The 19,200-nt window shown below is 68.1% G+C and carries 20 protein-coding genes and 1 pseudogene; 10 read left to right on the top strand and 11 right to left on the bottom strand.

Features of this window, described 5'->3' with window-relative positions:
- Positions 1–94: 94 nt before the first annotated feature.
- The gene (locus tag AB0H00_RS03700) at positions 95–301 is read right to left on the bottom strand and encodes a hypothetical protein (RefSeq protein ID WP_357260170.1); all 207 of its coding nucleotides are present in this window, start codon (positions 299–301) and stop codon (positions 95–97) included.
- A gap of 118 nt (positions 302–419) precedes the next feature.
- The gene (locus tag AB0H00_RS03705; protein WP_327110406.1) at positions 420–629 is read right to left on the bottom strand and encodes a BldC family transcriptional regulator; all 210 of its coding nucleotides are present in this window, start codon (positions 627–629) and stop codon (positions 420–422) included.
- Between the two features lie 184 nt (positions 630–813).
- Between AB0H00_RS03705 and AB0H00_RS03710 the strand changes: the two genes are divergently transcribed.
- The 5 genes from AB0H00_RS03710 to AB0H00_RS03730 all read left to right on the top strand — a co-directional run bounded on the left by AB0H00_RS03710 (position 814) and on the right by AB0H00_RS03730 (position 3,702).
- Positions 814–1,167, top strand: a complete 354-nt coding sequence (locus AB0H00_RS03710) for a DUF4229 domain-containing protein (RefSeq protein ID WP_357260172.1) — start codon at positions 814–816, stop codon at positions 1,165–1,167.
- Complete coding sequence (locus tag AB0H00_RS03715; protein ID WP_357260175.1) at positions 1,164–2,249, top strand: PLP-dependent cysteine synthase family protein; 1,086 nt, start codon at positions 1,164–1,166, stop codon at positions 2,247–2,249. The genes AB0H00_RS03710 and AB0H00_RS03715 overlap by 4 nt, the downstream gene beginning before the upstream one ends.
- Before the next feature lie 183 nt (positions 2,250–2,432).
- Positions 2,433–2,654 (top strand): helix-turn-helix domain-containing protein, encoded by a 222-nt coding sequence (locus AB0H00_RS03720; protein ID WP_327110403.1) that lies wholly within the window; start codon positions 2,433–2,435, stop codon positions 2,652–2,654.
- Positions 2,654–3,238, top strand: a complete 585-nt coding sequence (locus tag AB0H00_RS03725; RefSeq protein ID WP_357260179.1) for a Clp protease N-terminal domain-containing protein — start codon at positions 2,654–2,656, stop codon at positions 3,236–3,238. Before AB0H00_RS03720 ends, AB0H00_RS03725 begins: the two co-directional genes overlap by 1 nt.
- 74 nt (positions 3,239–3,312) lie before the next feature.
- Positions 3,313–3,702, top strand: a complete 390-nt coding sequence (locus AB0H00_RS03730) for a phage holin family protein (protein ID WP_357260182.1) — start codon at positions 3,313–3,315, stop codon at positions 3,700–3,702.
- Positions 3,703–3,777: 75 nt separating this feature from the next.
- On the opposite strand, the gene AB0H00_RS03735 is transcribed toward AB0H00_RS03730, so the two are convergent.
- Entirely contained in the window at positions 3,778–4,647 is an 870-nt protein-coding gene (locus tag AB0H00_RS03735) for a 1,4-dihydroxy-2-naphthoate polyprenyltransferase (RefSeq protein WP_357260185.1), read from the bottom strand.
- A 26-nt stretch (positions 4,648–4,673) separates the two neighbouring features.
- Positions 4,674–5,138, bottom strand: coding sequence for an SRPBCC family protein (locus tag AB0H00_RS03740; RefSeq protein WP_357260188.1), 465 nt, complete (start codon positions 5,136–5,138; stop codon positions 4,674–4,676).
- Between the two features lie 130 nt (positions 5,139–5,268).
- On the opposite strand from AB0H00_RS03740, the gene AB0H00_RS03745 reads away from it, so the two are divergent.
- Positions 5,269–8,613 (top strand): BTAD domain-containing putative transcriptional regulator, encoded by a 3,345-nt coding sequence (locus AB0H00_RS03745; protein WP_357260191.1) that lies wholly within the window; start codon positions 5,269–5,271, stop codon positions 8,611–8,613.
- A gap of 147 nt (positions 8,614–8,760) precedes the next feature.
- Here the strand turns inward: AB0H00_RS03745 and AB0H00_RS03750 are convergent, their stop codons facing one another.
- The 5 genes and pseudogenes from AB0H00_RS03750 to AB0H00_RS03770 all read right to left on the bottom strand — a co-directional run bounded on the left by AB0H00_RS03750 (position 8,761) and on the right by AB0H00_RS03770 (position 13,593).
- Positions 8,761–9,600 (bottom strand): ABC transporter permease, encoded by an 840-nt coding sequence (locus AB0H00_RS03750; protein WP_357260194.1) that lies wholly within the window; start codon positions 9,598–9,600, stop codon positions 8,761–8,763.
- A pseudogene (locus tag AB0H00_RS03755) lies at positions 9,597–10,592 on the bottom strand (ATP-binding cassette domain-containing protein). The gene AB0H00_RS03750 and the pseudogene AB0H00_RS03755 overlap by 4 nt, the downstream one beginning before the upstream one ends.
- Positions 10,593–10,808: 216 nt before the next feature.
- Entirely contained in the window at positions 10,809–11,942 is a 1,134-nt protein-coding gene (menE, locus tag AB0H00_RS03760) for an o-succinylbenzoate--CoA ligase (RefSeq protein ID WP_357260458.1), read from the bottom strand.
- A 363-nt stretch (positions 11,943–12,305) separates the two neighbouring features.
- Positions 12,306–12,698, bottom strand: a complete 393-nt coding sequence (locus AB0H00_RS03765) for a VOC family protein (protein WP_357260197.1) — start codon at positions 12,696–12,698, stop codon at positions 12,306–12,308.
- Position 12,699: 1 nt separating this feature from the next.
- On the bottom strand, positions 12,700–13,593 hold the full coding sequence (locus tag AB0H00_RS03770; protein ID WP_357260200.1) for a 1,4-dihydroxy-2-naphthoyl-CoA synthase: 894 nt from the start codon (positions 13,591–13,593) through the stop codon (positions 12,700–12,702).
- A 164-nt stretch (positions 13,594–13,757) separates the two neighbouring features.
- On the opposite strand from AB0H00_RS03770, the gene AB0H00_RS03775 reads away from it, so the two are divergent.
- The 3 genes from AB0H00_RS03775 to menD all read left to right on the top strand — a co-directional run bounded on the left by AB0H00_RS03775 (position 13,758) and on the right by menD (position 16,790).
- Positions 13,758–14,414, top strand: a complete 657-nt coding sequence (locus AB0H00_RS03775) for a PaaI family thioesterase (protein WP_357260203.1) — start codon at positions 13,758–13,760, stop codon at positions 14,412–14,414.
- A 74-nt stretch (positions 14,415–14,488) separates the two neighbouring features.
- A complete protein-coding gene (locus AB0H00_RS03780) occupies positions 14,489–14,932 on the top strand; it encodes a hypothetical protein (protein WP_357260206.1) in 444 nt (147 codons plus the stop codon).
- A gap of 214 nt (positions 14,933–15,146) precedes the next feature.
- Positions 15,147–16,790, top strand: a complete 1,644-nt coding sequence (gene menD, locus AB0H00_RS03785; RefSeq protein ID WP_357260209.1) for a 2-succinyl-5-enolpyruvyl-6-hydroxy-3-cyclohexene-1-carboxylic-acid synthase — start codon at positions 15,147–15,149, stop codon at positions 16,788–16,790.
- 6 nt (positions 16,791–16,796) lie between these two features.
- Here menD and AB0H00_RS03790 read toward each other — a convergent pair whose 3' ends face one another.
- Together AB0H00_RS03790 and AB0H00_RS03795 are read right to left on the bottom strand one after the other, a co-directional pair.
- On the bottom strand, positions 16,797–17,024 hold the full coding sequence (locus AB0H00_RS03790) for a hypothetical protein (RefSeq protein WP_357260212.1): 228 nt from the start codon (positions 17,022–17,024) through the stop codon (positions 16,797–16,799).
- A gap of 338 nt (positions 17,025–17,362) precedes the next feature.
- The gene (locus AB0H00_RS03795; RefSeq protein ID WP_357260215.1) at positions 17,363–18,037 is read right to left on the bottom strand and encodes a TetR/AcrR family transcriptional regulator; all 675 of its coding nucleotides are present in this window, start codon (positions 18,035–18,037) and stop codon (positions 17,363–17,365) included.
- A 113-nt stretch (positions 18,038–18,150) separates the two neighbouring features.
- Between AB0H00_RS03795 and AB0H00_RS03800 the strand changes: the two genes are divergently transcribed.
- On the top strand, positions 18,151–19,185 hold the full coding sequence (locus AB0H00_RS03800; protein ID WP_357260460.1) for an aldo/keto reductase: 1,035 nt from the start codon (positions 18,151–18,153) through the stop codon (positions 19,183–19,185).
- Positions 19,186–19,200 lie beyond the last annotated feature (15 nt).

Here is a 19,200-nt window from a genome sequence, read left to right on the forward strand (position 1 = left end):
CGCGGCGACTGGGTACCGGCGAGATGTCACTCGGCGCATGCTTTCGATGGCACCGCTCTGAGCGCACCCGGCCGTCGAGGTGCGAAGGCCCTCGTCAGCGATCCGCCGGGCCGGACTCGCCGTCGCGGTGCTGGCGGGACAGGCGCCAGAGGAACTCTGGATCGTCGTCGGGGCCGATGATGCGCTTGCGTCGCGGCGAACGCGCTTGTGGGGCGGTCGGTCCGGCCTTCTCGGGGCCGAACGCCTTCCAGCACAACACCGCGACTGCCGCCATTGCGATGAGTGCCAACAGGTACGTCACGTCGCTCACCTCCTGGTTACGAGGGTAGTCGCGTACGTGACTCCCGCCCACCGCAGGCGCGAAATCGGTCCTGCGGGTTGGCGCGGGCCCCAGAACGACGGGCCCGCGCGCCCTGCGATCAGTGTGCCGTCGCCTCGGTGGTAAGCGACTGCAGCAGCTGGAGTACTTCTGATTCGCGGAACCGGCGATGCCCGCCCGGTGTGCGCAACGACCCCAGTCGCCCGGCATGAGCCCAGCGCGTCACGGTCTTGGGGTCGACATGGAACAGGGCAGCAACCTGCCCCGGCGTCAGCAGGGTGTCCTGGCCGCCGACGGTGATCGCAGTCATAGCAAACCTCTCCGTTCTCGACAGTTCCCTCATCAGATGGCGCCATCGTCGCACCGAAACCCCTAGGTACTCGAACCACCTACTGTTGGTAAAGGGGAGGTAATAGACAAATCGGATGTGCGCCCCACCCCCGGCAACAGGCGCGCGCCGAGGCTGGGCAACAGCTTCGCATAGGCTGACCGATGTGCGTGACGAAATTCCACCGGAAGGTGTTCGCGGACAGCAAACTGCTGGCGCGGGTCGTCGGCTGGCCCGCAATCTGGCGCTCTACAGCCTCGCCAGGCTGGCTCTGGTCGTGGTGCTCACGGCGGTCATCGTGCTGGCCGCACGGCTGGTCTCGGTGGACATTCCACTGGTGGTCGCCGCCCTGTTCGCGCTGATCATCGCGATGCCGCTGTCGTTGACCCTGTTCAAACGGCTCCGCACCAAGGTCAACGAGGACATCGCCCTGGTAGACGAGCGCCGTCGCCGTGACAAGGCCCAGCTGCGCGCGCGGCTTCGCGGAGAGAATCCGGAGGACACGGGGACGTCCTCGTGAAGTCCTGTGATCGCAGTACGCCGCGTGACTGGGTCGACAACGCGGTCCGGCTGATCGATGCCGATACCCAGCGCAGCGCCGACACCCATCTGCTGCGCTATCCGCTGCCGGCCGAGTGGAATGTCCAGCTGTATCTGAAGGACGAGTCCACGCACATCAGCGGCAGCCTCAAGCACCGGCTGGCGCGCTCGTTGTTCCTGTACGCGATCTGCAACGGCTGGGTCACCGAGGGCACCACGGTGGTGGAGGCGTCCTCCGGTTCGACCGCGGTCAGCGAGGCTTACTTCGCGAAGCTGCTCGGCCTGGACTTCGTCGCGGTGATGCCCGCAAGCACGTCCCCGCAGAAGATCGCGCTGATCGAAGCGCAAGGGGGCCGTTGCCATTTCGTGCGGCGTCCGCCGGACATGTACGCCGAGGCGGCGCGGCTGGCCGCCGAGTGCGGCGGCCACTATATGGACCAGTTCACCCATGCGGAGCGTGCCACCGACTGGCGCGGCAACAACAACATCGCCGAGTCGATCTTCCAACAGATGGCGTTGGAGACCCATCCGGTGCCGGAGTGGATCGTGGTCGGCGCGGGCACCGGCGGAACCAGCGCCACGATCGGCCGCTATATCCGCTACCGCAGGTACGCGACGAAATTGGCTGTTGTCGATCCGGAGAACTCCGCGTTCTTCGGCGGCTACGAGACCGGCGATCCGGCCTATCAGACCGGCATGCCCTCGCGCATCGAGGGGATCGGCCGTCCCCGGGTGGAACCGTCGTTCGTCGGGCCGGTGGTGGACCGCATGTTCGAGGTGCCCGACGCGGCCTCCATCGCGGCCGCCCGGCACGCCAGCGTGCGGCTCGGTCGGCGGGTCGGCGGGTCGACCGGCACCAACCTGTGGGGTGTGTTCGCCCTCGTCGCCGAAATGATCGCCGAGAACTGCCGCGGCAGCGTGGTCACGCTGCTGTGTGACGGCGGAGATCGCTACGCGGGAACGTATTTCGACGACGACTGGGTCGCGTCGCAGGGGATCGGTCTCGCCGAGCCCACCGCGATCCTGGACAAGTTCATGGCGACCGGAACCTGGGACGCCTGACCTGAACCGTCCGAGAGCGGTCGCGTCTGCGCGGAACCTGGCGAATCTGCCGCTGCGTGGCGCGGCCGGATCTCTTTCGCGGACCTGCCCATCCGTTCGCCGTTAGCTGTATCGGTCCCGCTCGCGCCCACGGTTGTCAATTTAGATTGACATCGCGCAGTGTCGTCAATAAAAATTGACGGCATGACTGAAGCAACCACCCTGGCGGCCGCCGCAGGCAGCCCCGACCCCAAGGTCGGGCTGCGCGCGGTGCTCGCACTGCGTCGGCTGCTCGAACGTCTCGAGGCGATCCAGGTGACCAATGCCCGCGAACAGGGCTGGTCATGGCAGGCGATCGCGGAGGCACTCGAGGTCAGCAAGCAGGCGGTCCACCAGAAGTACAACCGGAGAGGCAGGAGCCGCTGATGTTCGAACGGTTCAGCAGGTCGGCGCGAACGGCCATCGTCAACGCCCAGGAGGACGCACGGGAGTTGCGCGCGCCCAACATCGAGGTGGAGCATGTGCTGCTCGGGCTACTCTCGCACGGCGACCCGGAGCTGAAGGCACTGCTCGCCGAGGCCGGGCTCACCCACGAGAGCGTGCTGAGCAGGCTGGCCGACAATGGCGAGGAGGAACCGCTCGGCGCGGAAGACGCTGAGGCCTTGCGCTCCATCGGCATAGATCTCGACGCGGTGCGCGAATCGCTGGAGGCCAACTTCGGTGAGGACGCGCTCGATCGCGCGGTGCCCGAACCACGGCGCGGTCCGTTCGGCTGGGGTCGCGGCAGGGGGAACGTCGGGCACATTCCGTTCACCAAGGACGCGAAAAAGGTTCTGGAGCTCGCCCTGCGCGAGGCGCTCGGCCGCAAGGACAAGACCATAGAATCCGGGCACGTCCTGCTGGGGATCCTGCGGGCGCCCAATCAGACCACCGTGCGCCTGTTCGGCGGCTCCGGCCAGATCCACGACTTGCGTCCCAAGGTGCACGCCCTGCTCGACCGTGCCGCCTGAGAGCGGGGACGTGTGCTGTCACGATATTCATTTTGTGGCAGCACATGTCCGCCCCGCAGGCCTAGCATTGGCCCATGCAGCTTCTGATTCGGTTGATCATCAACGGGGTGGCCCTCTGGCTGGCCGCGGCCTGGGTCGACAAGATCGACATCATCAGCCCCTCCGACCAGGGCACCGGCGCCAAGATCGTTGTCGTGCTCGTCGTTGCCGCGGTCTTCACGGTGGTGAACGCGTTGGTCAAGCCGATCGTCAAACTGCTGTCGCTGCCCCTGGTGATCGTGACGGTCGGCCTGTTCCTGCTCGTGATCAACGCGCTCATGCTGTGGCTGACCGCGGAGATCACCGAGGCATTCAGCGACTACGGCCTGCGGGTGGAGGGCTTCTGGGCCGCGGTGCTCGGCGGCATCATCGTCTCGATCGTCAATTGGGTGCTCGGCATCCTGGTCCCGGACGGCGACGACTAGAAGCTGTGTTCGTTTTCCAGCGCCGATGTGGTTGCGGTGAGTAGGAACCGGGTCCTCCTTTGGCAGCGCGTTCGGCTAGCCGACCCCGACCGCGAGTGCGGTGACCGCCGACCAGACCAGTAGGGCGAGGCCGGAATCTCGCAAGGCGGAAATCAGTTCGAGTCCGCCCTTGCCGCGACGCACCGGCGCGTTGGCGCGCACGGCCAGCGGCACTGCGACCAGGCCGACCAGTGCCCACGGCGTGCGGGCGACGAGGGCCAGCGTCACGATGAACGGCACCGCGAGCAGCGCGAGATGCAATGTGCGAGTACGCGGATCGCCGAGCTTCACCGCGAGCGTGACCTTTCCGGACTCGGTGTCGGTCGGGATGTCGCGCAGGTTGTTCGCGACGAGCACAGCGCTGGAGAAAGCGCCCACCGCGACCGCGAGCAGCCCACCCACCCAATCGATCTCCTTCGCCTGCACGAACTGGGTGCCGAGCACGCCGATCAGGCCGAAGAAGACGAACACCGCGAGTTCGCCGAATCCGCTGTAGCCGTACGGGTTGCTGCCCCCGGTGTAGTACCAGGCCCCGGCCAGACAGGCGGCGCCGATGAGCAGCAGCCACCACGCGCTCGTGATGACGAGGACAAGGCCGAATACCGCGCCGAGGGCGAGGCTGACGATCGCGGCATTGCGCACCGCGGCGGGCGACGCGAGCTTCTGCCCGACCAGCCGCAGCGGGCCGACCCGGACGTCGTCGGTGCCGCGGATGCCGTCGGCGTAGTCGTTGGCGTAGTTCACGCCGACGATCAGCGCCAGCGAAACGAGCAGCGCCAGAATCGCTTTCCACCACACCGCACCGCCGACAGACGCGGCCGCGCCGGTCCCGGCGAGCACAGGGGCGATCGCGTTCGGCAGGGTACGCGGTCGCGCGCCTTCGATCCATTGCGCTGCAGTAGCCATATCCGCAGCCTAATGCGCAGGGGTGTTCAGCCCGTCTGGGCCGTCGCAGCCTGCTGCAGACGGGCGAGGCCTTTCTCGAAGTCCTTGCCGACCAGTTTCTCCATCGGTATCAGCTTCCCGACCACGCCCATCAAGCCGGACTGCCGCCCTGTCGCCCGCCAGGTCACCTCGGTGCCGGTCTCGACCGGATCCAGGGTGAAGGTCACCTGGTGGGTAGATTTGATCGGCTTCAGGAATTCCAGGCGGACGCCGATTTCTCGTTCGGCGCTGGCGATGATCTCCATGCTGCCCGCGCCTGCCTTGCGGTTACCGCTCCAGGCGTAGCGCGCGCCGACACCGGAGTCGGCACCGGAATAGCTGCGCTGCATCTGCGGGTCGAGATCCTCCCAGGGCGACCACTTGCCCCACTCGTGGAAATCGTCGATCAGCGTATGCACTCGCGCTGGTTCGGCCGTGATCACGGCCGAACGGACCACTTCGAACTCAGCCATGCGGTCAGCCTAAGCGACCGACCGCTCGGAACAGGGGCAAAGAAATCATGTCGGCCGATCAGTCCAGCTCGCATACGATGACCGCGGGATGTTTCCGGATCAGAGCGGCCCGAACGGCCACAGTCACCCCGTGACGGCGCCCGCAGTCGAATCGGTCGTGGTGGCCCTGCTGGGCGAAATCGCGCTGCGCCGTGACGGCGCGCTGACACCTGTGCCGGGCACGCGCTCGCGACTGCTGCTCGCGGCGCTCGCCTTGCGGACGGGCCGCAGCCGCAGCCGCAGCGCACAGGCACTGATCGACGACGTGTGGGGCGAGCAGCCGCCGAGGGCGCCGATGAATGCGCTACATACCCAGGTTTCCCGGCTCCGCTCCACCCTGCCCGACGGAGCGCTGGAGATCGGGCCCGCGGGCTACCGGTTGAGCATGGGCACCGATCAGGTCGATCTGAGCCTGGTCGGCGTGCTGGTGCGGCGGGCGCGTGCCTGCCGGACGGCGGGCGATCCGACCGGGTGCCTGGACGCGGTGTGGCAGGCACGAGGTTTGTGGCGCGGGGAACCCGGCGCCGACCTGCCCGCCGGTGACCTCGCCGACGAGCTGCGCACCGCCGCCGCACACGGGCTCGCCGAACTGGATGCGCTCGAGCTGGCCGTGCGCGAGTCCGTCGGCGACATCGACGGCGCACTGCGCCTGGCTCGCCGACGAAACGCCACCGACCCGTTGGACGAACCCGCACAGCACACCCTGATGTGCCTGCTCGCCGCGGCGGGCCACGCCAACGAGGCGCTGGAATCCTTCGCGGCCTTTCGTTCCCGGTTGGCCGAGCACCTCGGTACGGACCCCGGTCCTGCGCTCGTAGCGTTGAACACCGCGATATTGCGCGGCGAGCCGGTGTGCGGCGCCGACCTCGCGCCGCGGTCTTCCTCCGGCGGTGCGCCGACCTCGGCCGCTGCAGGCGCGCTGTCCTCGGGCGAGAACATCGTCGCGGCGGCGCAATTCCAGCAACCCGCCGCGATCGGGCTGCGTGCCGCGCCCAACATGCTGCTCGGCCGCATGGACGATCTGACCGCGCTCGAAGAACTGTTGCGCGATTCCCGCGTGATCACCATCCTCGGCCCGGGCGGCTCGGGAAAGACCAGGGTCGGCAACGAGATCGGTGCGCGCGTGGCGGCCTCCCGCCCGGTGGTACTGGTCGAACTGGCCTCGGTGCGTGCGGAGGGCGACGACGCCAGAGTCGAGATCGAAACGGCGATCGCCGCGGTGCTCGGCCTGAGCGACGTCACCTTCGACTCCGCCACATTGCGTACCAGGCAGGCGCTCGATGCCCGTCAGCGGCTGCGCGACGCGATATCGGCCCGCTCGATGCTGCTCATCCTGGACAACTGCGAGCACCTGATAGACGCCGTCGCCGTGGTCGTCGCTGATCTGATCGGCATCGCGGACCGGCTGACCGTGCTCACCACCAGCCGCGCGCCGCTGATGATCACCGCCGAGACTGTGTATCCACTGCCGCCCTTGACGATCGACCCGGCCGGCTCGCCCGCGACCGAGCTCTTCGCGGCGCGCGCCAGGGCGGTGCGCCCCGGCGTCCGGCTGGACCCGGATGTCGTCGCCCAGCTGTGCCACACCCTCGACGGGCTGCCGCTGGCCATCGAGCTGGCCGCCGCACGGGTGCGCGTGATGAGCGTCGAGGAGATCAACGAGCGGCTGGCCGATCGCTTCGCTCTGCTGCGCCACGGCGACCGTAGCTCGCCCGAACGACATCGCACATTGCACGCCGTGATCGACTGGAGCTGGAACCTGCTCGACACCGCGCAGCAGGTGACGCTGCGCCGATTATGCCGATTCCCGGCCGGTTTCACGCTCTCGGCCGCCGAGGCCGTGGCGGGCGCGGCGGCGGTGGACGACGTCGCCGCCGCCGTCGACGGCCTGGTCAATCAGTCCCTGCTCGCCGTGCTGGACGACGAGGTGCTCGGCACCCGCTATCGGATGCTGGAAACCGTGCGGGAATACGGCGAGGAGCAGCTCGCCCACACCGCGGGGGAGGCCGAATCGGTCGACATCGCGATAATGCGGTGGGCCACGAACTATGCCGACGACGTTGCGCGTCGATATCTGACCGGCGACCAGATCGAGCTGGCGCTTTCGGTCGCGATGGAGTTGGACAACCTGCTCGCGGCATTGCGCTGTGCGATCGAACGGGGGGACGCCGCGACGGCGTACACGGTCTTCCCGGTCGTCGCGACGATATGGGTGATTCGCGGCTCGCACACCGAGGTGGTCAACTGGGCCGCGCGGGTCATCGACCTGGAGCCGGCCGTATTCGGTCCCGACGCGCCGCGGTCGGATCTGGTGCTCACCACGTACCAGATGATGTTCCTGCATCTCGCCTACACCGGTGGGGGTGCTCGCGCGCTCGCACAGCTGCGCCTGCGCGTGCGCCGATTGCTGCGCGACCGCACCGATCTCACCGAGAACAACCGGTTCATCGGCCGAGTGGTGCTCGTTCGGCCCGACGGCGGTGGTCTCGGCAGGCTGATCGCTCACGCACTTCGATCGAGCGATCAGGAGACAAGGGCCACCGCATTGCTGCTGCGCGCCAACATCAGGGAGAACCTCGGCGACGTGCGCGGCTCGACCGTCGACGCGATCCGGGCACTGGAAATCTTCGGGCACAACAACGTCTGGAGCGTGGCCATGGTGTGCAGGCACCTCGGCCAGGTCTGCGGTCAGATCGCTCAGTACGCCGAATCGGTGACGTACTACCGTCGTTCGCTGGACATGCTGCAGCGGCTCGGCGCCTACGAGGACACGGTGGAGACCCGCAGCATGTTGGTGGCCTCGCTGGTCGGTATCGGTGAGCTGGAGCAGGCCGCGCACGAACTCGACCTCGCGCTCGGCACGTCGGACGTGGACAGTTCGACCGGCGGACAGAATCGGCTGCTGGCAACGGTCGTGCAGAGTTCGGCCGAGGTGGCGTTCGCGGAGGGCGATATCAACGGTGGGCTGTATCGCTACCAGCGTGCGCTCGAGCTGTACGGCTGGCCCGACAGCGTGCTCGAGCCCGGACCGGGGGCTTTGATGCTCGCTGCGGCGGCGCTCGACGCGAAGGTGCTCTACGGCGCCGCCGACTCTGCCGCGACCCTGGTCGCGGAGCTGGTCGAGGTCACCCTGCCGAGTATGACGCAGTATCAGGACCTGCCGCAGATCGGCGCCGTCGCCTGTGCGGTCGGCTCGTACCTCATCGCCGTCGACCGATATGTTCCGCGCGGTCTCGAGCTGCTCGCGCTGGCGCCGAATGTGTTCTGCCGCCAAGACTTTCCCTCGATGCGCTGGGCTGGGCACGCGGATGCGGCCGGCGCGGCGCTCGGCGCCGGCCGGGTCGCCGAGGCGCGTGAGCGGGTCGGCCATCTGCGCCGCAAGGACTCCGCCGACCGCATAATGCGGATACTGCACGAGCTGAACGAGGCCCGCTGACGCGCTATCGCGGCACACTCGGTGGATATCCGGTGACATTCGGCCACGACGCCCGTCGGGGCGACACAGCCGCCGCGCACCATGGACCGACGACGGCACGCCGGGTGAGACTGGTTCGTGTCACCCGGCGTGCGCATCGTATGTGCCTTACGCCCGGCGCATGTACGCCTTGACGGTCAGCGGGGCGAAGATCGCGATGACTACCACGGCGCCGATCAGCGACCAGGCCAGGTCGGTGCCGTAAGCGTTGCCATTCATCAGCGCGCGGCACGCGTTCACCATGTAGTACACCGGGTTCGCGTGATTGATCGCCTGCATCCAGCCTGGCATCGTGCCCACCAGCGCGAAGGCCCCGGACATGAAGGTCAGCGGGAACATGATCATCATCGAGATGCCCTGCACACCCGCCGCGCTCTTACCGGTGACACCGACCAACGCCCAGATCCAGCTGATCGCGAACGAGCAGGCCACGATGACCAGGCCCGCCGCGATCACGCCCAGCACGCCGCCGTCCGGACGGTAGCCGATGCACAGTCCGACGAGGATGGTCAGCACTGTCGCGATGACGTAGCGCGCCATATCCGCGATCAGCGCTCCCGCCAGTGCCGAAATGCGAGCAATCGGGAGAGATTTGAACCGGTCGAAGACGCCCTTGTCCATGTCCTCGCGCAACTGGGTGCCGGTGACGACCGAGGTGAGTACCACCGTCTGCACCAGAATGCCGGGGATCAGGATCGGCAGATAGTCCTTCACACTGCCACCGATCGCGCCGCCGAAGATGTAGGCGAACAACGCGGTGAACAGGATCGGCTGCACGGTGACGTCGAACAGCTGCTCCGGGTTGTGCTTGATCTTCAGCAAGCCGCGGTAAGCCATGGTGAACGAGTTCGCTACCGCCTGCCCGAGCGGAATATGGTTGCGCACGTCGGGAATCGGTGCGGGCACCGCATGACGCGCGGTGGTTTCGGTCGCGGTGAGGGTGGTCATGCCGCGCTCCTTTCGGAGTCGTCGTCGCTGTTGTCTTCGGCCGGGTGGCCGGTGATGGTGAGGAAGACCTCGTCCAGGCTCGGTTTGCTCACGGTGATCTAGTCGACCCCGATCTCCCACTCGCGCAGGCGGATCAGCAGATCGGCGGTGACGCCCGCGTCGGGCATCGGCGCGGTGAGCCTGCCCGCCTCCGGGGAGATCTGAGGTTCGGTGCCGAGGAAGTCGGCGACGATGCGGCGCACCTCGTCGAGCTGGCCGCGGTCGACCAAGGTCAGGTGCAGCGAGGAACCGCCCACCGAGGCCTTGAGCTCGTCGGCGGTGCCGTCGGCGATCACCTTGCCGCGGTCGATCACCGCGATCCGGTCGGCCAGCTGGTCGGCCTCCTCCAGATACTGCGTGGTGAGCAACACCGTGGCGCCCTCGCGGACCAGACGGCGGATGGTCTCCCACATCTGGGCGCGGGTGCGCGGATCCAGCCCGGTGGTCGGCTCGTCCAGGAACAGCAGCGGTGGGGTCGCGATCAAGCTGGCCGCCAGGTCGAGCCTGCGCCGCATGCCGCCGGAGAAATTCTTCAGCGGCTTGCTCGCAGCCTCGGCGAGGTCGAATTCGTCCAGCAGCTCGACCGCCTTACGCCGAGCGTCGATCCGGCTCAGGCCGAGCAGGCGGGCGAAGACGACCAGATTCTCGGTGGCGCTGAGGTCCTCGTCGACAGAGGCGTACTGCCCGGTGACGCCGATCAGGGATCGGACGGCGGTCGGCTCTCTGACCACATCGTGGCCGAAGATGCGGCCGCTGCCGCCATTCGGCCGCAACAGGGTCGCGAGCATGCGGATCGTCGTGGTCTTGCCGGCGCCGTTCGGTCCGAGCACGCCGTACACCGAGCCCTGTGGTACTGCGAGGCTCACTCCGTCGACGGCGCGCTGTTCCCCGAACACCTTGACCAGGCCGTCCGCCTCGACGGCGAGCGCTGCATTCGGTGCGAAAGATGTCATGCCCACGACTGTGGCGGCCTGGACTTGCACCGCTCTTGCACGGCGCTGTCTTCGGCCGCGCGGGCGCGGCGGGGTTCGCGGCCCCTGGAGTCGGGCCGGTGTGGTTGCGGTAGGTGGTGGAGAGTGGCGTCGTTTGGTCGAGCCTGCCAGCACTGGGCAGGTCTATTGCTCGGTCTCGGTTCGGCTTGGAGGCGGGGGAGTGGGGTCGACTTGGGCCTAAGGCGTCGAGTCGGCGAGTAGGTATTCGCGTAGCTTGACGCGGTCGGGTTTGCCCGGCCCGCGCAGCGGGATCTCGTCGAGCAATGCCAGTTCGCGTGGCGCCGCGGTGGAATCCAGGGCCGCCATCACGTGGTCGCGCAGCTCGGCGAGGCTCGGCGTCGCGCCCGCGGCCGGCACCACAGCGGCGGCGACCCGTTGCCCCAGCCGTTCGTCCGGCAGTCCGAGTACCACGACCTCGCTGATCGCCGGGTGGGTGATCAGCACCGCCTCGACTACCTGCGGGAGCACCAGCAAGCCGCCGGTCGCGATCGCCTCGTCGAGCCGTCCGGTGATCCGTAGCACGCCGTCGTCGAACGTGCCCGCGTCTTCGGTGCGGAACCAGCCGGGTTCGGCGAAGGCGGGATGATCGGGCTGGTTGCGGTAGCCGGAGGCGATCATCGCGCCCCCGAGTACCACCCGGCCGTCCTCGACGCGCACCTTCGTGCCGTTCAACGGGACGCCGTCGTACACGCAGCCGCCGCAGGTCTCGCTCATGCCGTAAGTGCGAACCACGGTGATACCGGCGTCTCTCGCGCGCTCGTAGACCGGAAGCGGGGTGGCCGCGCCGCCGACGAGCACGCCGTCGAGCTGGGCAAGCGCCGCGGCCGCCGCCGGCGCGTCCAAAATTTTGATCAACTGCGTCGGGACCAGCGCCGTGTATCGGCGTTCACCGCGCATCCCGGAGATCGCGCCCGCCAGCGCCTCGGGCAGGAATCCGCCGGACACGTCGAGCACCGTGGGTTCGGTTCCTGCCAGAATGCTGCGCAGCAGCACCTGGATGCCCGCGATGTGGTGGGTCGGCAGGGCGAGCAGCCAGCTACCGGGACCGCCGAGGCGGTCGTGCGTCGCGGTGCCGCTGGCACGCAGCGCGGACGCGCTGAGCATCGCGCCTTTCGGCACGCCCGTGGTACCGGAGGTGGTTACCACGAGGGCCACCTCGTCGTCGATCGGCTCGGCCGGCGACAGCGCGTCGCTCAGGCGGCGTGCCTCGCGACGGTCGGTGGTGGGTATCGGTAACCACGCGGACCCGCTGCCCTCCAGCGCTTCCCGCAGATGCGGCATGATGTCGCGGACGCCGGATCCGGTGGGCATCGGCAAGGTTCGCAGTATCCTGCTCACGACTTCGCCTCGGGGGCGCTCGGCCCCGTTATGCCCAGAGGCGCTGTGGTTATGGCTCGCTCGCTGCGCTCCCTCACGGTAGGGATCGTGTCATGCCCGCGTCGCCGCACGCGGAATGGGTGGGTTTGCCGGGGTGGCGCGCGACAGTCGCGGCCATCCGGACGGATCGGGACTCTGGTTCGCCAGGCATCGAGACTGCGATTCACTCGTCGGACGGAACGCGGACACAGCCCACTCGGACGTCGGCGGTCGGGTGGCCATCGAGCGTTATCGTCCTCGCAGGCTGCCGCGTTGGCAACTCGGCGGTGCGCGCCGGATTACCAAATGAGACCGTCTTCACTCCGCTGACCAGCGGGAATCCCGTCGAATTGGATGCGAGGGCGGGACCTCTACGAAGACGATCGGCACCCCATCCGGATCGCGCACCCACATCTCGATCAGACCCCACGGCTCCTGCACCGGTGGCCGTTCGATCGCGATCCCCTTCAGCGCGAGTTGCGCGGCGGCGTCGGACACATCGCGGACCTGGAGCCAGATGGCGCCCTGGAACGACGAGGAGTCCCCCGATCCGCCGTGGGCGGCTACCTCGATCAGCGATTGGCCCGCGAACAAGACCGTGCCGCCGGGGTATTCCCGCGCGATGGCCAGTTCCAGCCCGTCGCGGTAGAAGGCGAGAGTCGACGCGTAGTCGGCGGGCCGCAAGATGATACGGCTGCTCAGGACGTCCATGTCAGAAGTGCCATGGGTAGGGGGCCCAGTCCGGTGCGCGCTTCTCCAGGAAGGCGTCGCGGCCCTCGACGGCCTCATCGGTCATGTAGGCCATCCTGGTCGCCTCGCCGGCGAACAGCTGCTGGCCGACCAGCCCATCGTCGACCAGGTTGAACGCGTACTTCAGCATCCGTTGCGCCTGCGGGGATTTGCCGTTGATGTCGGCGGTCCATTCCAGCGCGACGTCTTCCAGTTCGGCATGGTCGACCACCTTGTTGACCGCGCCCATCTGATGCATCTCCTCCGCCGTGTACGGACGACCCAGGAAGAAGATCTCGCGCGCGAACTTCTGGCCGACCATCTTGGCCAGGTACGCGCTGCCGTAGCCGCCGTCGAAGCTGCCCACGTCGGCGTCGGTCTGTTTGAAGCGGGCGTGTTCGCGGCTGGCCAGGGTGAGGTCGCAGACCACGTGCAGGCTGTGCCCTCCGCCCGCGGCCCAGCCGTTCACCAACGCGATGACCACCTTCGGCATGAATCGGATCAGCCGCTGCACCTCCAGGATGTGCAACCGGCCCGCGCGGGCCCGGTCCACTGTGTCCGCGGTGTCGCCGCTCGCGTACTGGTAGCCGCTGCGTCCGCGGATGCGCTGGTCGCCGCCGGAGCAGAAGGCCCAGCCGCCGTCCTTCGGGCTGGGGCCGTTGCCGGTGATCAGCACCGCGCCGACGTCCGGGGTCATCCTGGCGTGGTCGAGGGCACGGAAGAGTTCGTCGACCGTATGCGGGCGGAACGCATTGCGCACCTCCGGCCGATCGAACGCGACGCGTACGGTGCCCTGCTCGATGTGTCGGTGGTAGGTGATGTCGGTCAGATTCTCGAACCCGGGAACGGGTCGCCACAGCTTCGGGGTGAACGTCACGCCTGTGATTATTGCGCGGTGGTGCTTTGCAGCGCCTGCGGCGCTGCGTGTCCGCAGCCCCTTGATGGCTCGCGTCCGAGCGACCGCCGCGGGCGACTTCATCGCGAACGCCCCTAGCGGCGGCCTCGATTTGACGGTGTAAAACGACGCGTTACCGTGCAGGTATGAGCGAGCGAGTGAAACCGGTTATCGACCGGAGCGCGGTAGACGAGTCCCGCTACGAGCAGCACGGGGGATTTCCCAAGGTCTCCCGCGCGCAGGCCGGGCCGAACTTCGGCTCGTTCGTCGAGGCGATGCGAACGCTGCAGGATCTCGCGGTGTCGGTGGACGCACCGGACGAGGTGTTCGGCGACGCCCTCGCCCAAGCGCGCGAACTCATCGGTCTGCTGGAGCCCTACCGCGCGCCGGAGTTGCAGGGCCCGGCGGGACGCGCCGTCGAATTGCCCGGGCGCGGCAGCCTTCTGCTGCTGCCGTGGCAGGTCGTCGAGGCAGGGCCGGAGGGCATCCGGATGACAGGGGAATTCCGCCGCTTCCATCTGGGCGGCAACGGGGCTGCGCACGGCGGCGTGCTCCCGTTGCTGTTCGACGATCTGCTCGGCATGATCGTGCACTACGCGGGACGGCCGATCAGCCGCACCGCGTATCTGCACGTGAACTACCGGAAGATCACGCCGCTGGAAACGCCGCTCACTGTTCGCGGGCGCGTCGACCGCATCGAGGGTCGAAAAACTTTCATCACCGCCGAATTGCTCGATGAGCAGGGCGATCTGCTCGCGGACTGCGAAGGACTGATGGTGCAGTTGCTGCCCTGGCAGCCGTAGCCGGGAGAATGCCGGCGCAGGTGCGTATAGTTTCCCTCGCTCGTTCATCTACACCGATCCGGAGGAACCTGAAAGTGGTTGCAGCACTGTCTGAATCCCTGCTCGACGACGCCAAGCGCCCGGCCTTTCTCGCCGATGCCGTCGAGGTTCTTGATGCCGAGGTCTCGGACAAGGGTGGTGCGTCCGGCCTGGCTGTGAAGGGTGGCTACGCGGCGGTCAAGAAGATCAGCCCGTCGATCGTGCCTGATGCACTGGAGTCGTTGGCGCCCAAACTCGTCGCGCAGCTGGACCCGTTCTGGCAGGAATACACGGCGTCCGGCTCCGGCACGTTCGCCGATCTGCTCGTCGCGAAGTCCGACGAGGTCGCCGAGGCGTTGCTCGCGGTAACCGACGCGCGTGCCGATGCCTCGACCCGTCCCGCGCTGAAGAAGGTCTACTCCTCGATGCGTTCCTCGGCGAAGAAGAACGTCATCGAGGCGCTGCCCCGGCTCGGCGACCTGGTCCAGAAGCACGCCTGAGTTCTGTGTTCGATGTGTAGCGCCTTCGGCGCTGCGTGTTCCTGGCCCTTGATGGCTCGTGTCCGAGCGGACGCTCGGACACGAGCCGCGCCGCGAACGTGGATTCACGTACACCCATGTCGGCTATAGATTCGCGATGGTGTGCGTGACGACACAGTGTGATGGAAAGCCTCCCGAAGGCGACTGCGGCCAGAGTGTCTGGGAGGCTGAAGGCGTGAATCCGTCAACAGCACAAGCGCAAGTCGTCGTCGACGAACTCGCGCGTGGGGGCGTACAGGATGTCGTCCTGTGTCCCGGCTCCCGGAACGCCCCGCTGGCTTTCGCCCTGCAGGCCGCCGATGCGGCCGGGCGGCTGCGGCTGCACATGCGGATCGATGAACGGACGGCGGGCTTCCTCGCCGTCGGGCTCGCCGTCGCGAGCCACCTCCCGGTACCGGTGGTGATGACCTCGGGGACCGCGGTGGCCAACCTCGGGCCCGCCGTACTCGAGGCGAATTACGCCAGGGTCCCACTGGTGGTGCTCAGCGCCAATCGGCCCTACGAGATGCTCGGCTCCGGCGCCAACCAGACCGTCGAACAGTTCGGGTTTTTCGGCAGCCAGGTCCGCGCGGCTATCTCGCTCGGTCTCGCCGAGGAGGAGGCGGGCGACGCCGACTGCGGGCCTTACGGACACCAGAACAGCCAGTGGCGTTCGGCGGTCTGCCGCGTGCTCGCGGCGGCCCGAGGCACCCGCTCCGGCAACGCGGGCCCAGTACACTTCGACATTCCGCTGCGTGAGCCGCTGGTTCCCGATCTCGCACCGAACGAGTGCGCTCCTGCGGGTCGCGCGGGCGGACGTGCCTGGACCGAGAGCCAGTACGCGACGCTGGACGTGCCGCTGGAGCTCGACCTCACCCCCGACACCGTCGTGATCTCCGGCCATGGCGCCGGACTGCGGCCGGAATTAGCGGATCTGCCGACCGTTGCCGAGCCCACCGCTCCCCTGCACGGCCCCGCGCTCCACCCGCTCGCGCTGCCGTTGCTGAAGCCGCGGCAGGCGATCATCACCGGTCGCCCCACCCTGCACCGCCAGGTCTCGAAGGTGCTCGCCGATCCTGCCGTCATGGTGTACGCGCTCACGACCGGCCCGCGCTGGCCCGATGTGTCCGGCAACGTGCTCGGCACCGGGACGCGTGCGGTCATCAGCGGCACACCCAGCGCGCGGTGGCTGGAACACTGCCGCGAACTGGACGCGAAGGCCGACTCGGTGGTGCGCTCCGAGCTCGCGCGGCACCCGAAGCCGACCGGGCTGCACGTCGCCGCGGTCGTGATGGACGCGCTGCGCGACGGCGACCAATTACTGCTCGGCGCCTCGAATCCGGTGCGTGACGCCGCGCTGGTCTCGCATCCGCGGCGGGGTGTCAAGGTGCTGTCCAATCGCGGCGTCGCGGGTATCGACGGCACGGTGTCCACCGCGGTCGGGGCTGCCATGCACCATGCGGGCCGGACCATCGCGCTGATCGGCGATCTCACCTTCCTGCACGACGCGTCCGGCCTCCTCCTCGGACCTGGCGAGCCGCGCCCGAGTGAACTGACCATCGTGGTCGCCAATGACGACGGTGGGGGCATCTTCGAGCTGCTCGAGCAGGGCGACCCGCAGTATGCCGGCGTCTTCGAGCGGGTTTTCGGCACCCCGCACGGGATGGATCTCGCCGCGCTGTGCGCCGCGTACCGCATCCCGCACCGTCAAGTCGATCCTCAGCAGCTGGCCGTCGAGTTGGCCGGGGAGGCGCACGGCATGCGGGTGCTGGAGGTGGCGACCGAGCGGTCCAGCCTGCGCGAGCTGCACGCCGCGGTACGAGCGAAGATCCTCCCCTGACCGGGGTCAGTAGCCGAGGTCGTCTTCGAGATCGTCATCCAGCGGGACCGGGATCGCCTGTTCGGCCACATCCGCCGGGTTGGCGCTCCACTCGTCGCGCTCGATAACCGCACGCTCGACGCTGTCGTCCGGTTCGGGTGTGTCGTCGAGGTACACCGGCTGGTCCGGGTACGCCGGAATGGACTGCTCGGCGAGATCGGCCTCCGGGACCGCGTCCGTGCTGCGATCGATCATCGTGCGCTCCTCTCCGTGTAAGTCTTTCGATCGGGCATACCCGCTGTGGCACGCCGCAATCGAGTGGGACCACCGAACTCGTTCAGCTTCGAGAATGCCCGTGGAGCGGCTCGGTGGCAACCATTTGGTTACTCGCTCTCCGGCGGCGCCGTTCCGTTCGCTGGTGCTCCACCAGCGCCAACGTGCGTCCGGCCGTGAATCGGGCGGTCCGCACCGGCGTGCCGGTTCCAATTATCCGCTTTTTCCAGGGCGTTTCGCCGTTACGACTTGGTCGCGGCAGGGCCCGCCCGTGCGACGGAGACCGCGGTGCCTGGCGATTGGCGCACCCGCATCCCGGCTCAGCTCGAGGCGCTTGTCGCGGCGTGGCGCGAGTCGAAGGTTCGGGACGGCGTGACGGATGTTCTCGTCACAAATGTGCCCGCTGTGACGGCGTGTGTCGTGGCTTCGGCGGCCATGGTCGCCGCAGTGTCGTCGAGGGGGTCACCGCTGGCGAGTAGGCGGTAGTAGAGCGGGCCGGACACCGCGGACAGCACCGCACGCGGGTCGGTGCCCTCGGGCGCCTCGCCGCGGACAACGGCCGCCTCGACACAGGCCGACCACTCGGTGAGCCGCACGTCGTAGAAGCGGCGCAAGGCCGTGGCGGCGGACTCATCGCAGGTGGCGGCGGCGATGACCGCCTGGAAGAGCTTGCCCTGGCGGGGGTCGGCCAGCGTCTTCGCGACCAGGCGGGCGTTGGCGGTGAGATCGCCGAGCAGCGAACCGGTATCGGCGTGCGGCACGGACTGCTCGGCCATGTCGACCAGCAGGTCGGTGACCAATCCGGTCGGCGTGCGCCAGCGGCGGTAGACGGTGGTTTTGCCGACCCCGGCCCGCACTGCGACCTCGGCGAGGTCCAAGTGGGCGAAGCCCCGGTCGGCGAGCAGGTCGCCGGCGACGCGCAGCACCGCCTCGCGGACCCGGGCGGTCCGTCCACCGGGGCGGACTGAACCGGGCGCGACTTCGTCTTGCTTCATAACGGAACTCCAGTTTCATTTACTGTGAGGTCAGTGTACTGTTCGAGCCGATAACGGAACTATAGATCCTTTAGGAGGGCTGTCTCATGAACCTTCGGACGGTAGACGCTCAGATGGAGTACCGGCGCCTCGGCGCCTCGGGTCTGCTCGTCCCGGCCCTGAGCTTCGGTGCAGGCACCTTCGGTGGGCGCGGCGAGTTGTTCAGCGCCTGGGGCGACACCGATGCCGAGCAAGCACGGCGCCTGGTCGATATCAGCCTCGAGGCGGGCGTCACCATGTTCGACACGGCCGACGTCTACTCCGACGGCGCTTCCGAAGAGGTGCTCGGCGCCGCCGTCAAGGGCCGACGCGATCAGGTGCTGCTGTCGACCAAGGCCACGCTGCCGACCGGACCGGGCCCGTTGGACGCCGGTTCCGGCCGGGCCAGGCTGATCGGCGCGGTGGAGGCCTCGCTGCGCAGGCTCGGCACCGACTACATCGATTTGTTCCAGCTGCATGCGTTCGACGCGGGCACCCCGGTGGAGGAAGTCGTTGCCGCGCTGGACGATCTGGTGCGCTCGGGCAAGATCCGCTACGTCGGCGCCTCGAACTTCGCGGGCTGGCAGCTGATGAAATCCCTTGCCGCCGCCGACCGGAGCGGGTTGACCAGGTACGTCGCGCACCAGGTCTACTACTCGCTGGTCGGACGCGACTACGAGTGGGAGCTCATGCCGCTCGGGCAGGATCAGGGCGTAGGCGCGGTCGTGTGGAGTCCGCTCGGGTGGGGCAGGCTCACCGGCAAAATCCGCCGCGGGCAACCGCTTCCGGAAGGAAGCCGGTTGCACCAGACGGCCGCGGCCGGTCCGCCCGTGGATGACGAAAAGCTCTACGACGTGGTCGATGTTCTCGACGAGCTCGCCGCCGAAACAGGCAAGACCGTTGCGCAGATCGCCCTCAACTGGCTGTTGCGCCGACCCACCGTCTCGACCGTCATCGTCGGCGCCCGCAACGAGGAACAGCTGCGCCAGAACCTCGGCGCCGTCGGCTGGGAACTCGACGCCGACCAGATCGCCCGCCTCGACAACGCCGGCGCCACCACTCCGCCCTACCCCTACTACCCGTACTACCGTCTCCCCGCCTTCACCCGCCTGAACCCACCCGCGGTGTAGGCCTCCTGGTTCGTC

This window comes from Nocardia sp. NPDC023852, assembly GCF_040639505.1.
Lineage (GTDB): Bacteria > Actinomycetota > Actinomycetes > Mycobacteriales > Mycobacteriaceae > Nocardia.